This is a genomic window from Clostridium muellerianum (genome assembly GCF_012926525.1).
GTDB lineage: Bacteria > Bacillota > Clostridia > Clostridiales > Clostridiaceae > Clostridium_AM > Clostridium_AM muellerianum.
In genome coordinates, this window is the sequence record NZ_JABBNI010000021.1 from 75673 (window position 1) to 89593 (window position 13921).

Genomic DNA, 13921 nt, shown 5'->3' on the forward strand with positions numbered 1-13921 from the left:
AAAAAAAGTATATGTTGTTAACCATATCGTTACAAATTTTATCACTATACCTAAATATAGAATTTACGTTACAATAAATTTAAATACTGAAAAAAATTTGAAACTTTTTTATACTTTAAAGTATCTAACCTATGTAAAAAGAAAAATGCTGCAGCATTTGAAAGAAGGTATACAATGAACATAGAGACACTTGTGCTTAAAAGCAAAAGCGGAGATATTTCTGCATTTATGGAGCTTTTAAAAATAAAACAAGACTTATTTTATAAAATTGCTTTTACCTATACAAAAAACTCATACGATGCAGAAGATTGCATATCTGAAGCTGCTATAAGAGGTTTTGAAAAAATTAAACAATTAAAAAATCCCAATAAATTCTATAGCTGGTTTACTTCAATACTTATAAATATATGTAGAAAAGGATTTAGAGAAAATACAGTTACCTCATCAGAAAAAGAGATAAATAAAGTTAGGGATATATTCTCTTATAATTCTATTGAAGACAAAATTGTAGTTGAAGGTTTACTTAATACATTAAAAAATGATGAAAGAGAAATATTGGTTTTAAGATATCTCAAAGATTATTCTATTCAAGATGTAGCAGAAATCATGGATATTCCTATAAATACAGTTAAAACAAAAATATATAGAGCTCTTAATTTTCTAAGATCAAAGAGTGGGAGGGCCAAAAATGAGTATTAATAATATTCCTGAAAAATTAATGGAAAATGTTGAAAATAAACTTAGGAAACATGTTGAAAATAAAAAGAAAAAACTGCATTTTTATGCATCAGCTGCCGTTTTAATTATAGCAATTATGCTGCCAATATCAGTTTTTGCATATAGTAAATACTATAATAATATACCCTTTAAACAAGAAATAGATTTAGCTAGGCAAAATAATAATATTTCTAAAATAAATAAATCATTTGAATATAAAAATGTAGAATTTACTATAAAGGATATAATGGCAGATGAAACAGGAATAGAGGTTATTTACAACGTATCTAATCCTAAATATTATATAAATGGATTAAGCTTTAAAGATGCAAACAATAAAAACTTTCACCTATGGGGATACTCCCTACCAGATTCAAGTGACAACTCAGACAAAAAAGAAAAAGCTTTTTTCATTTTTATTGGTAAAGAAGAAGCAAAGTATATACAAAAAAATCCTATCACTATAAATATAGACAATATTTCATATAAAAATATTGAATACAATAATAAAATATTAGCTAAAATAAGTTCATTTATTAATCCTAAAAACGATAGTTTTAAAGTAAACTGGACTTTAAAAACGCAAGTAACTATGCAAAATGTTAAAAATATCCCTATAAATAAAGAATATAGCCTTAATATAGGCACATTAAAACTTAAAAATTTAAAAGAAGGAATACTTAAAACTATTCTAGAATATGATTTTACTCCATCAGATGGAAATATAACTAAAATGCGACCATTATTCTCAATGCGTCTAGATAATAACTATACTGATAATATTAATGAAGAAGAAAAACTAGGTTACGAATCATTTGGATATATCCATGGAGAAGAATTTAAATCTATATATTACAAGAATATAAAAGAAATAGGCATACGATTAGTAGGTGCATCTATTAATTATTGGTATAACAAAGAATATGAAATTTCTAAAGACAAACTTCCAATGCAATTTGATTTTAATGGCGAAAAGTTTAAAATTACATCTATGACACAAAAAGATAATTGTACTAAGTACAGCGTTGAATATGATAAGACAAATAGAATTTATGAACGCATTGGAATTATCCCAGTTAGATTTAGTGATACTGATAATTATGGTTCTGAATCACATCAGAAAAATGAAAAAGTACAATTTAAAGACCAAGCATCTAGAAATACTGTTTATAATACATTAATAAATAAAGCTCCTAATTTAAATTCTATTTATAATAATGCAGGTTATTCTGGTATTGGAGTAAATAATGCTGTTGTAAGTGAAAATTTCACTTTTAAAGGCCGCAGTGTTCCTAATAAATTTAAAATTGAAAGTGCAGCAAGAAGTTTTCTTTATGATACTGATGAAATAGTAATTCACTAAACTTTCTCAAACAAAACCTTATTTTAGCCAATAAAATTTACTTAGTAAAAACTTCACTTCCTTACCTAACTTAAACAAACTACAGAACTTTCTAAGAATAGGATTTAACATTTTCAATGTTAAATCCTTTATTTAATGATAAAAATTTAATTCAAACTTATTTTCTAGCACTTTGAGTATAGATTTACCTTCAAAATATGATTTAAACACTCCATAATAAATCATTTAATGTATTATCTAATAACTTCTGTTTCCTAATTTTTATATTAAAATATTTTGATTTAAATTCATCCATAGTAGATTGTTGTTCTTTTTCAAGCTGCAATAGTATAAACTTTTAAAGCATTTACAGCTTATTTTTCAAAATGCCTTACTATTTTTTCGGCCTTAATATCTACAAGCACCACTATAAAAGTAACTGTTCCCATAAAAAGAAGTATATGCTGAATTCTTATGGCATTACTTAGATATCTGTTATATATATTATTTACTCCATTTTCGTTGGCATTTATTAATTGAATATCTCTTATTATAGTTCCTTTATAAAAATTAATATCAAATACATTTTCAGTAGGTAAATATTTGTCTACAACAATTATATTAAATTTTATTATACTAAATATAACAATAATTCCAATTAAATAGAAAAGTATCTTACGTGAAACAATCTTAATCACTCTAGTATTTTCTTTTATTATCTCTCTTAAGTACCTATCTTTTATATTTACTTTTAAAAATATTACTGCCCCTTTAATATGCTTTATCATGATTTTAAGTAAAAAAATAATTGTAAATGTACCCATAATAAAATATAATATGTGTATTTGCTCATATATTATTTTCTTGGAAATAGTATAATTATACACATTATATGTAGATAATTTATTTCCCAAAACTTTAGTTAATTTATCATATATAATCTTTTCACCATTATCACTAGTTTCCTTTGTTGATATTATATCTAAAAAATTTCCGCCTTTTTCACTAGTGTTTTTATATGATGCATATGGTACATATATTCTCTTATATCCATCATCTGATGCATTGTACATCAGGGACTTGTTTTCCTTATACACTCCAATAATTTTATATTTTTCATTATTTATGATAAGGGTGTTCCCAATTACATCTATATTTTTAAAAAGAGAAACTGCTAATCCATCACTTATTACAGCAATTTTATCTCCATTCCTCGCTGATAAATAATCAATTTTTCCACCTCTTATAATTTTACTAGGATATAAACTAAAATAATTTTCATCTGTAAGTACTAACTTAGTTTTAATTTTTCTTCCTGGTAAAATTCCATATATATTTGCTGTATTTACATGAACTTCTTTATACCCTGTTAATTTTAAATCCTTACATTTTTCTTTTACCTTATTAAGTTCTTCAAATGTAATACCATTATCACTTACTTTATTTTTATATTCTATTATGCTAGAAACATTTTTACTCACCTTTAAATTTAGATAATTACTTACTATAATCATAATAATTAAAATAGTACTACTTACTATAAGTCTGATCCTTGTAAATCTTTTAATATTCACAATATCACCTCTATTTGCCTGCAAACTGAATTTTAACCTCTGTTTTGTCAGAAAGAGGCTTTGATGTATTACTTACAATTCCATAACTATCTTTTGTCTCATCATTACTTTGTGAAGACTTAATAGAACAATTCTGGTCATCATAAGCATTTACCTGTACAAAAACTTTTTCTACATAAAATTCACTACCTAAAGCTCCACTTCTTTGCTTCACCAAAAATATATAAGATTTTCCCTGATCTTCATTTAGACAACTTTTAGGTATAACATTATTATATTTTTTTGTACCTTCTGCTGTGTTTATTGTAACCTTATCTCCCTGCTTCATATCTACCTCATCTTTTATGTCTGCTGAAAATTCATATTCCTCTTTTTTGTCATTGTATTTTTTTTGAGCTATATTAGAGCTTAATTTCTTATCTTTTATATTTCCACTAGAATCTTTTTCTACAGTAGGTATAAAAATATTTACTTTATCTCCTATTGAATATTTTTCTCCCTCTTTATATGAAACTGTCCATTTAACAGAAAAATTAGTTTCACTATTTATCATTTGAAATAGTGGCATACCTTCTCCACTTACAGCTGCTGTTTCTTCATCACTTCCTGAATTTCCTCCTGAACCTTGTGAACCTATACTTACTATCTTTCCGTCTATATCTGATAAAATATTTCCATCATCAGTTAACCCTTTGCGAATTTCTTTATACTGCATATTTTCTGTCTCTAATTCAAACTTAACTTCTTTAATTCTATCTTCATTACTTTTTGAGGTATCTTGTTCACCTGAACTAGATTTTGATTTATCGCCTTCTTTGCTTTCTGTAGGCTTTGGTGGATTTTTTAAATTTTTAAGTTCATCTTCCAGCTTCATTATTTTTGCTTTCTCTATTTTTTCCTTTAATATAATTTCATCATTATCTACTGTTGCTAATATATCTCCTTGTTTTACATCCTGATTCACTTTTACTTTTATCTCTTTAATATGCCATTCAGGTTTAGAAACAATTTTATGAGTATTTTGATATTGTACCGTTCCTTTTAAATCAAGACCTTCACCTATTGTTCCTGGTTTCATATTAACTACATTAACTTCTGGAAGAAGCATATTTTTTATAGTTTTTGAAAAATATGTGCAAAGCACTATAATGCTAATGAAAACTATAATAAGTATTGTTATAATTTTATTTCTCTTGTCTTTTTTAATGTCATTTTCCATATACATCTCTCCACTTCTATACATAAGACTTTCACCTTAAATTTTACTTTCCATCTAAGTGCTGTATACCTTCAAGCAATTGTTTCTCTCCTTTAAGAAATATAAATATAGCTGGCATCATAAATATTACTCCACAAGCAAAAGCTAATCCTATATCTTTAGAATTAATCTGTGATAAAAAAGTTGAAAGGGGCTGCTTGCTCTCTTCAATCAAAATCAAAGGCTGTTCTATCATGTTCCAGTTATCAACAAAGCATAATATAGCAAGGGAAACTACAGCACCCTTACATTGTGGAATAATAATTTTAAATAGTATTTCAAAATTGCTTGCTCCATCTACTTTTGCTGCTTCACATTGTTCATCTGGTATAGCTTTCAAAAATTGTGTCATCAAGAAAACCCCAAAAGTTGAAAATATCCCTGGTAATATTACTGATGCATATGACCCTACTAAATTTAGTTTTTTCATTATTATATAAATTGGTACAAGAGTTACTTGATAGGGCATTATCATTAATAAAATGAACATAAAAAATATAGGCTGCTTAAAAGGAAATTTCATTTTTGCAAAAGCATATGCTCCAAAAGTAGACACTACTATTTGTCCAATAACTATTGGAACAACTAATATTACAGAATTCCAAAATTTAATTAAAAAATCAGGTTTTCTAAGCAAAATCTCATAATACTGAATTAATGTAAAAGAATCTGGTATAATATGGAATTTGTAATTTTCAATTGCATTCTTTACTTCATATACACCCATAAAAGAACTTGATATCATATATACTACAGGTATTATGGCGGTTATTGAAAAAATAATTAAAATTGTATATTTAATTATTTCTACTACTTTATTTTTCTTTTCCATAATTAAACTCCCCCTATACCTCATATTTCTTTTGAAGCTTAAATAAAGAATAAACTAAAACTGCCACAAGAATAAACACTATAACTGATGCCGTTGACAATCTTTGATAGTTTAAATTAGTAAAATTATTATTCATAAAATGCTGGAGCATATATATACTAGAGGCTGGATATTGTCCTGAAAGTAAATAAGCTTCTCTGTATACTCTTAGTGAATTTATTATTGAAATTATAAAAACAAAGAATATTGTAGGCATAATTAAAGGTAAAGTTATTCTAAAAAACATACTCACTTTTCCACATCCATCTATAGAAGCTGCTTCATAATACTCTTTAGGTACATTGTTCAATCCTGCAAGAAATATTATCATGTTGTATCCACAATTTTTCCATATGTATAACAAAATCAGTATATAAAAAGACCAATTTGTTTTAAGCCAATCAGGCCCCATTATTCCAAACTTTAAAAGCATTCCATTAAATACACCAGTTTGTCCAAAAAATATCTGCCATACTAGTACTACTGAGGCTAGTGGTATTATTAAGGGAAATGTAAGCACTGTCCTAAAAAAAGATCCCTTTTTTATCTTACTGTTTAAAATAAGAGTAATCCCTAAAGATATTATCATAACCGCCGGTACACTTACTACATTAAAAATCAATGTATTTTTAAAAGCTAACATAAATGCATCATTATGGAATAAATCTACAAAGTTCTGAAATCCTACATATTCTACATCTCCTACTCCCTGAGTAAAACAATAAAATAAGCTTATTATAAAAGGAATACAAAAAAATAAAAGAAATCCTATTATAGAAGGAGACGCAAAAATATATGCTGTAATACTTTCTCTTTTCCTTAAATTCATAAATTCCATCCTTTCCTCTTTTTAAGTCTAATTTTATCAAAGTTAATGTTAAGATAACATTAAGGTACTATTATACATATCTCATTATCTAAAACACATCATATTAAAAAGAATTCTTTTCGTGGATTATGTTTTGAAGTTATCCTCATAATTGTATTTAATTACAAAACCTCTTTATATCCATAATAATGCAGTATAGGAACTATTTCTTCAAAATTTTCTAATTAAACCTTAAAGAATTATCAGGTGATTCTTAAATTCAGGTGAAATTTACTTATAAGGAATACTACCTCATCTAAACTTAAAAAAAACCTATCCTGCATCCAGCAATGGTTGTACCATACTTTGATAGCCATTTTCATCCAGTCCCATCAGAGTATTATCAATGGTACTAGTAGGATAACATAATGCTTAGTCATATAAAAAAATAACAAGTAAAATTACTAGTTATATTTTTGTACATATAAAAAACACCTTCTGTTTGCATTAATATGAACAAAATACACTAGATAACTTTACTAGTTATTTTTGAGTATTATCTTTTAAACTATTTGTTAAATGTAAATATAATTATAGTTTTAGCTATAATACTATCTTCTTGTTTTTCACTACTTACACGAACGAATGTATCACGTTTAACATCATCCAAGCTTCCAGTTTTATCAATGTGGCTCTCCCCTCCACCTATAATATTACGTAGTATAACTTTTGTATCTTTATTAAGTTTAATTACTTCTTTAGCATTAGGATCATTTTCTGCATTTGGAATATCTTTTGTAATACCATCTTTTTGAATAGTTTTTAAAATTATTATCTTATCTCCAGTCCTTTCTTTAATAAAACCTTTTAAATCTGAGTTATTTTCAGTTACACTTGTTTTAGATTCATTATCTTTCTCTTTCTTTTTATCTACTTTATTTACATTATTACTATCTGTATCTTTAGTATTTTCTACTGTTTTTTTCTCATTATTTGTGTTAATACTAGCTTTATTGTTGCTCTTCATTTTTACAACTACATACCCAATTGTAACAGCTAAAGCAATAATTACAATTGTAGTTATTATTTTATTTACATTATACTTAGATTTCATGTTCCTATACCTCTTTATTCATTAATATACAGCTTCACTTTATTTTCTAACACTTTTACTGCACTTTCATAAGATTCCTTATCCTGAAAATATGGCTTTAAACATTCTTTCATTAAATTTTCAATTGTATAATCTGTAATAACAGCTTTTTCTACTTTGTTTGTTATTTTGTTATAATATCTTTCAAAGTTTTGTGATAATTTCTGATTTATTATTTTAGTTGATGTATAATCATCTTGACTTTTTCCAACTTCTTTTGATATATATTGCTTCTTTATATTTTCTGCTGCTTTTTTATTAACTGGCATGCATTGTATTCTTAAATTCTCCTCTGGTGACTGTATTTTTTCACTTAAAGCAATTTTTATAAAATTATATGCAGCATTTTTATTTTTGGTCTTTTTACTTATTGCCATAGAATGCCCTACAATTGCATTTACTGTATCCTTTTCTTTATAAGCTGGGAAATTATTTATAACTGGTTCCTCTTTTGTACTACCATTTATCACACTTTCTAAAGATAATAATTGACCTGCTATAAACATTTTATCTCCTGAAAATAATGTATTTCCATTTTTCAGCCCATTTATTCCTTCATTTCCTTCATAACCTTGCATATCTTCTTCTTTTTTTGATGTCTTATATATCTTTTTATAATTTTCTATTATTTCCTTAAACTCCGGTTTATCAAAATGTACTTTTTTATTTTCATAATCAATAAAATCAATACCACTACTTGCTAAAAAATCAGTTATTCTTATAGGTGCAGGAAATAAAATTTTATTTTTATCTCCATTTATTGAAGCAATATATGGTTCTATTGCTTTTATAAAATCATTTTGAGAACAATTTTCTTTTAAATTAATATTGTTATTCTTTAATAGTTGTACTGTAGTTGCATACTGCATTACATAATAATTTAATGGCATTAATGTTAACTTTCCTTTGTACATTCCTGCATTTATAACTGTAGCATTATAATCTTCCTTCTTAAAATCCTTATCATTTTCTATAAAAGGTTTCAAATCTTCAAGCATAAGTGATTTTTGAAGCTTTTTTGCATTAATAATGTCCAAATATAATATATCTGGTCCTTCCCCTGATAAAGTATCATTAAGTATTTTTTTACAATATCCGTCAAATCCTCCATCTTTATTTATATCAAACATTACTTTTTCAATTTTAATTTGTGGGTACTTTGATTTAAATTCACTTATAGTAGATTGAAGGATATGATCATTTATTTCTCCATTATATGCTAAAATATAAATTTTTAAAGGATTTGAATTATTCATATTATTGCTAGTATTTAAACCTTTTTTATTAATCATTGGATATATTCCTATTATTGCAATAATTGTTACAATTATCGCAATAGTTATAATTTTATTTCTTTTCATTATCATTCAGTTTTCCTTTCCTTTCTTACAACTATTATTAAATGAAATAATTAATGGCTAAAAGAGCAAGTATACCCGAGCTCTTTTAAGTACTGTAATAATGAGATATAATGATCTTGATTTTGGACATATAAAAATAGTTGTTTAAAAATATACTAAATATTTTCACATTCTTTAAATCTGATTCTATCAAAATTAATGTTAAGATAACATTAAGATAACTATCACAAAGAGGTAATCTATACCCTGTAAGATAGACACAAACAGGCTGTCCATCTAGAAGCTAAGCTCTAGGTGGACAGCCTGTTTTATTGTGTACTCGGCAAAGGGTACAGTTTATTACAAGTATAGGTTCAAACTTAATTAAAAATCCATATTACTGTTTATTTTCTTCCTAATATAAAAAGTATACTAATAAATATAAAAATTTCTTTAAAATTTTTGAAATCACTCACTAGAAACCTCATACTATTTAAACTATAACTTGTTCTGTTTCTTTATCAAATACATGTATTTTAAATGCATTCATAGCAACTTCTATTTTATCACCATTTTTAGCCTTTGAAGTACCTGTAACTCTCACTGTAATACTAGAACTCTCCTTTTTTAAATAAAGATATGTTTCTGCTCCCATATGCTCTGTTACTTCCACATAAGCAGTTATTATATGTTCTTTATTTCTAGTTATAAATTCTTCATCATCATCCAAATCTTCTGGTCTTATGCCCATTATAACATTTTTCCCAACATATCCTTGTTTCTTAACTATACCACCTTTATCTTTTGGCAGAGATAATACCTCTTCCTGAAATGATAAACAGACTTTTCCTTCTTTTTCAATAACTTCAGCATCAATAAAATTCATTTGAGGACTTCCTATGAAGCTTGCTACAAATACATTAACTGGCTTATTGTAAATATTTTGAGGCGTATCAACTTGTTGAATTATTCCTTCCTTCATAACAACTATCCTTGTTCCTAAAGTCATAGCTTCTGTTTGATCATGTGTAACATATATAAATGTAGTTTGCGTTCTTTTATGTATCTTTGCTATTTCTCTTCTCATTTGAACTCTCAATTTAGCATCAAGATTTGATAACGGTTCATCTAATAAAAAGACTTTAGGATTTCTTACTATAGCCCTACCCATAGCAACCCTCTGCCTTTGACCTCCTGATAAAGCTTTTGGCTTCCTATCTAACAAGTGATCTATCCCCAATACTTTAGCTGCTTCTGTAACCTGTTTTTTTATAGTATCTTTAGGCACTTTTCTTAATTTTAGTCCAAATGCCATATTATCAAATACTGTCATATGAGGATATAGGGCATAATTCTGAAAAACCATAGCTATATCCCTATCTTTAGGTGACACTTCATTAATTAAAGTATCTCCTATATATAACTCTCCTTGTGATATTTCTTCAAGCCCAGCTATCATTCGTAATGTAGTAGATTTTCCACATCCTGAAGGTCCAACAAATACTATAAATTCTTTATCTTCTATTTCTAAATTAAAATCTTTAACTGCCGTAACATTTGCTGGATATACTTTGTAAACATGCCTTAATGATAAACCTGCCATTTAATTTTCCTCCCAAATATAATTTAATTATTGACAAGTTGATTTTAACTCGGTTTGAAAATATTATCTATTCTCAAAACAAACAAAATTTTACAAGATAATTTGTAGGATACTACATATTTTATTGTAAAATCTGCTCCATATGTCTGAATTCCATAAAATCCTTTACCAGATTTTCATTCCATTATAACCAACTTTGTTTCAAATATTTCATTATCAAATCTTCATTAGTAGTTATAGCCAGACTAACCTCATCATCTGCAACCTTATTAATTCTCGACCCAAAAGATAACTTTTCTGTCATGCAAAATTGTTATCCAAGAATTATACTTATTCTATAAAATTCATTCCTGTTAATTTTTGGGAAACATCAATAAAAACTTGCTATATTCGCCTTTTTTGCTTTCTAGAAATATTGTGCCCTTATGTAATGACATTACATGCTTAATATATGCAAGTCCAATTCCTGTGCTTACTTTACTGTTAGTTCCATAATAAGGAGTAAATATTCGATTTAATTTAGTTTCATCTATTCCTATACCATTATCATAAATTGTAACATTAATATTTTTATCATCCTCTGATACATAAATATTTATTTCATTAATTTCTTTATTTCTGTCAACAAATTTTATTGCATTACCAATAAGATTTTCAATACATCTTTCTATCCAAATTTCTTTTCCTTTGATTAATCCTACACCATCTTCTGGTAACTCAAGATTTATATTGTTAAAAACGCCAGCATAATTGTCAACTGCCTCAGCACATATTAAAGCTATATCAACCAATTCATTATTATTAGATAGCTGAGGCGTTGACATAGCTAAAATATCATTAATAATTCCTGTTAGCCTATCAATATACGATGTAATCTTATCTGTTTCCTCTCCTACCTCAAGCTTAGCCCTTAAAACAGCTAAAGAATTTCTAAGTTCATGGGATGCATAAGAATTCAATCTTCTCAAATCTTCGTACGAAGTCTTTATTTTTCCTAGTGCTTCATTATAAGCATTAGTAAGTTCATATATTTCATCCTTAGTCTTTGGCAATTCAATAAATTTTATATCCTTAAATTCTCCCTGCTCTTTAACTTTCCTGGTAAATTCCATTAATGGTTTTAATGCAAACTTAGCATATCTTCCACTAAAAATAAAGTTTATTAATACAATTATAATAATCATTATTAGAATAATATAATTAAATCTATTGTATATGTTATTCATAAAAATATGTTCAAATTGTGATGTAGTTATAGCTAAAACATTATTCTTAGTATTCTGATTTTTAATTTGATTATTAAGTGTGCTGGATAAACTGTTATTTTTATTTATAATTTCATATAAACTAGGAAAAGATAGGTTATCATTATGCAAAAGTTTATTTGATTCACTATTTACAGTTGAAGCTCCATTTTTTTTAACTTCTCCAATTATACTTGTTTTTTTAGGAGTTTCTTTCTGATCAAATTTATATGCTATACTAGCATAACATCTAGAGTACGATGGATATTCTAATATTACTATTCCGTTACTATTAGGGATGTCTTCCATTACATAGATATCTGATTTTTCTGTATCTGTTTTAATTTTATATGATGGTTTACTATTTTTATATGCTGTTTTGTCTGTTGTTACATAATACTTACTTTTATCATAAATTTCACTTATCATATTTTCAAAACTATTGTTTTTATAACTTTCATCTAAAATTTGTTTGTTCAAATTAAGATTTTTCATTATAGGCTGTTTTTGAACATTTATTTTTAACAAATAATATGAAAGAGTTGCAACCAAAATAATTAAAAATATAGTGAGTAAGCTATATAATAATGCTATTCTATTTTTTATTTTAAGCATATTCTATATCCCTTTCCTTTTAATGTTTCAATTAAACTTTTTCCATTGCTTTCTCTAAGCTTTCTTCTCAAATTAGTAATATGTACTCTAACAACATTAGAAAATTGCTTAGAATCATCTGCCCATACATGTTCAATAATTTCTTCTGATGAAATTATATTAGGATAACTATATGATAATAATTCCAATATATCATATTCCCTTGCAGTTAGCTTAATCAATTTTTCATTCATCTTTACTATCTTACTTTTAGTATCCACATATAAATTTCCCATTGTTATTATATTAGATGTTTTATTATAATTACGTCTAATTAAAGCATGTAATCTTGCCCTTAATTCTTTAAATTCAAAAGGCTTGCCTAAATAGTCATCCGCTCCACTATCTAGTCCTAATACTTTATCATCAGTATCCGTCCTAGCTGTCAGCATTAATATGGGTATATCAATAGATTTTTTTCTTATAGTTCTGCAAACAGCAATTCCATCTATTTGTGGTAAATTAATATCCAAAATAACAGCATCATATTCATTAATATCTACTTTATATAATCCCTCTTTTCCATCATAAGCTAAATCACAGTTATAATCATATTTTTTTAGTCCTCTTTCAAGTAATTCACATAAATCTTTATCATCTTCTATAATCAATAAGTTCATTTTTAATCACCTTTTATAAAATTATTTAGTATATATATGTACTAAATAATTTTATCACATTTAACATTAAGATAATGTTAATCTTTAAATTTCTTAATCACATGTAACAAAATTTAAAATTGATATATACTATGTTATATATTCCAAACATTAATGACTTTAACAAAGAAATATTATTCTAAATACTGTTTTCTCTTTAGTACTTTCTACATCATTTCTATTTTATAAGCATCTTTGTTTTTCAAATTTATCCTTCCTTCCAACCACTAGAATTATATATATTTGTATAATTATAACATTATATTCATGCTTTTGTAAAAATTAAAGTAAAATACCTATAAAATTTATTTTCTTAGCATTTTTAATTATATTTAAATACAACTAATTTTTTAGCTATAATAATATCTCCTTGCTTTTCTCCCCATGTAACAACATTTCCCTTTACTTTAATGTCATTAGCAATTCCTTTGCTGTCTTTACTAGTAGTATGTTTATCATTACTAATACATTAATAAAGATTATGTTTATTACCTTTACACTATAAACATAATCTTCATTAAATTACATAAAAAAATACTCCCTCTTACTAAAAGTTGGGAGTATCTCTTGCTAATTACCTAAGTTTCGTACAAACGAAACTTTAGTAGTTTCCATATTATAGTTTCCAAAAAATAAATAATGGATAATACCAAGCCTTGAAGTATAATTTTCTTTGCAGAGAAAAATTAAGAAAGGCA

11 protein-coding genes are annotated in these 13921 nt (G+C 26.1%); 2 read left to right on the forward strand and 9 right to left on the reverse strand.

Features of this window, described 5'->3' with window-relative positions; genetic code table 11:
* Window positions 1-174: 174 nt before the first annotated feature.
* The gene (locus HBE96_RS12035) at window positions 175-699 is read left to right on the forward strand and encodes a sigma-70 family RNA polymerase sigma factor (protein ID WP_169297996.1); all 525 of its coding nucleotides are present in this window, start codon (window positions 175-177) and stop codon (window positions 697-699) included.
* Window positions 689-2080 (forward strand): DUF4179 domain-containing protein, encoded by a 1392-nt coding sequence (locus HBE96_RS12040; RefSeq protein ID WP_169297997.1) that lies wholly within the window; start codon window positions 689-691, stop codon window positions 2078-2080. The genes HBE96_RS12035 and HBE96_RS12040 overlap by 11 nt, the downstream gene beginning before the upstream one ends.
* 353 nt (window positions 2081-2433) lie before the next feature.
* Here the strand turns inward: HBE96_RS12040 and HBE96_RS12045 are convergent, their stop codons facing one another.
* From HBE96_RS12045 to HBE96_RS12085, 9 genes are all read right to left on the reverse strand, one after another.
* Window positions 2434-3633, reverse strand: a complete 1200-nt coding sequence (locus tag HBE96_RS12045; protein WP_169297998.1) for an ABC transporter permease — start codon at window positions 3631-3633, stop codon at window positions 2434-2436.
* A 10-nt stretch (window positions 3634-3643) separates the two neighbouring features.
* Window positions 3644-4876, reverse strand: a complete 1233-nt coding sequence (locus tag HBE96_RS12050; RefSeq protein ID WP_243186919.1) for an efflux RND transporter periplasmic adaptor subunit — start codon at window positions 4874-4876, stop codon at window positions 3644-3646.
* 19 nt (window positions 4877-4895) lie between these two features.
* The gene (locus HBE96_RS12055) at window positions 4896-5723 is read right to left on the reverse strand and encodes a carbohydrate ABC transporter permease (protein ID WP_169297999.1); all 828 of its coding nucleotides are present in this window, start codon (window positions 5721-5723) and stop codon (window positions 4896-4898) included.
* 13 nt (window positions 5724-5736) lie between these two features.
* Entirely contained in the window at window positions 5737-6591 is an 855-nt protein-coding gene (locus tag HBE96_RS12060) for a carbohydrate ABC transporter permease (protein ID WP_425350731.1), read from the reverse strand.
* Window positions 6592-7138: 547 nt separating this feature from the next.
* Window positions 7139-7684, reverse strand: a complete 546-nt coding sequence (locus HBE96_RS12065; RefSeq protein WP_169298001.1) for a hypothetical protein — start codon at window positions 7682-7684, stop codon at window positions 7139-7141.
* 14 nt (window positions 7685-7698) lie between these two features.
* Window positions 7699-9084 carry an ABC transporter substrate-binding protein gene (locus tag HBE96_RS12070; RefSeq protein WP_169298002.1) on the reverse strand — a complete coding sequence of 462 codons (1386 nt, stop codon included), beginning with the start codon at window positions 9082-9084 and terminating at the stop codon, window positions 7699-7701.
* Window positions 9085-9556: 472 nt separating this feature from the next.
* Complete coding sequence (locus HBE96_RS12075; protein WP_169298003.1) at window positions 9557-10666, reverse strand: ABC transporter ATP-binding protein; 1110 nt, start codon at window positions 10664-10666, stop codon at window positions 9557-9559.
* A 353-nt stretch (window positions 10667-11019) separates the two neighbouring features.
* Window positions 11020-12525: a sensor histidine kinase gene (locus tag HBE96_RS12080; protein ID WP_169298004.1), complete on the reverse strand. Its 1506-nt coding sequence runs from the start codon at window positions 12523-12525 to the stop codon at window positions 11020-11022.
* Complete coding sequence (locus HBE96_RS12085; RefSeq protein WP_169298005.1) at window positions 12513-13184, reverse strand: response regulator transcription factor; 672 nt, start codon at window positions 13182-13184, stop codon at window positions 12513-12515. Before HBE96_RS12085 ends, HBE96_RS12080 begins: the two co-directional genes overlap by 13 nt.
* Window positions 13185-13921: the final 737 nt, after the last annotated feature.

What these genes read in the sequence shown, in the direction of transcription:
- HBE96_RS12035 (WP_169297996.1), top strand. Translation starts at nt 175, where the DNA reads ATGAACATAGAGACACTTGTGCTTAAAAGCAAAAGCGGAGATATTTCT.
- HBE96_RS12040 (WP_169297997.1), top strand. Translation starts at nt 689, where the DNA reads ATGAGTATTAATAATATTCCTGAAAAATTAATGGAAAATGTTGAAAAT.
- HBE96_RS12050 (WP_243186919.1), bottom strand. Translation starts at nt 4,876, where the DNA reads ATGTATAGAAGTGGAGAGATGTATATGGAAAATGACATTAAAAAAGAC.
- HBE96_RS12055 (WP_169297999.1), bottom strand. Translation starts at nt 5,723, where the DNA reads ATGGAAAAGAAAAATAAAGTAGTAGAAATAATTAAATATACAATTTTA.
- HBE96_RS12060 (WP_425350731.1), bottom strand. Translation starts at nt 6,591, where the DNA reads ATGAATTTAAGGAAAAGAGAAAGTATTACAGCATATATTTTTGCGTCT.
- HBE96_RS12065 (WP_169298001.1), bottom strand. Translation starts at nt 7,684, where the DNA reads ATGAAATCTAAGTATAATGTAAATAAAATAATAACTACAATTGTAATT.
- HBE96_RS12070 (WP_169298002.1), bottom strand. Translation starts at nt 9,084, where the DNA reads ATGAAAAGAAATAAAATTATAACTATTGCGATAATTGTAACAATTATT.
- HBE96_RS12075 (WP_169298003.1), bottom strand. Translation starts at nt 10,666, where the DNA reads ATGGCAGGTTTATCATTAAGGCATGTTTACAAAGTATATCCAGCAAAT.
- HBE96_RS12080 (WP_169298004.1), bottom strand. Translation starts at nt 12,525, where the DNA reads ATGCTTAAAATAAAAAATAGAATAGCATTATTATATAGCTTACTCACT.
- HBE96_RS12085 (WP_169298005.1), bottom strand. Translation starts at nt 13,184, where the DNA reads ATGAACTTATTGATTATAGAAGATGATAAAGATTTATGTGAATTACTT.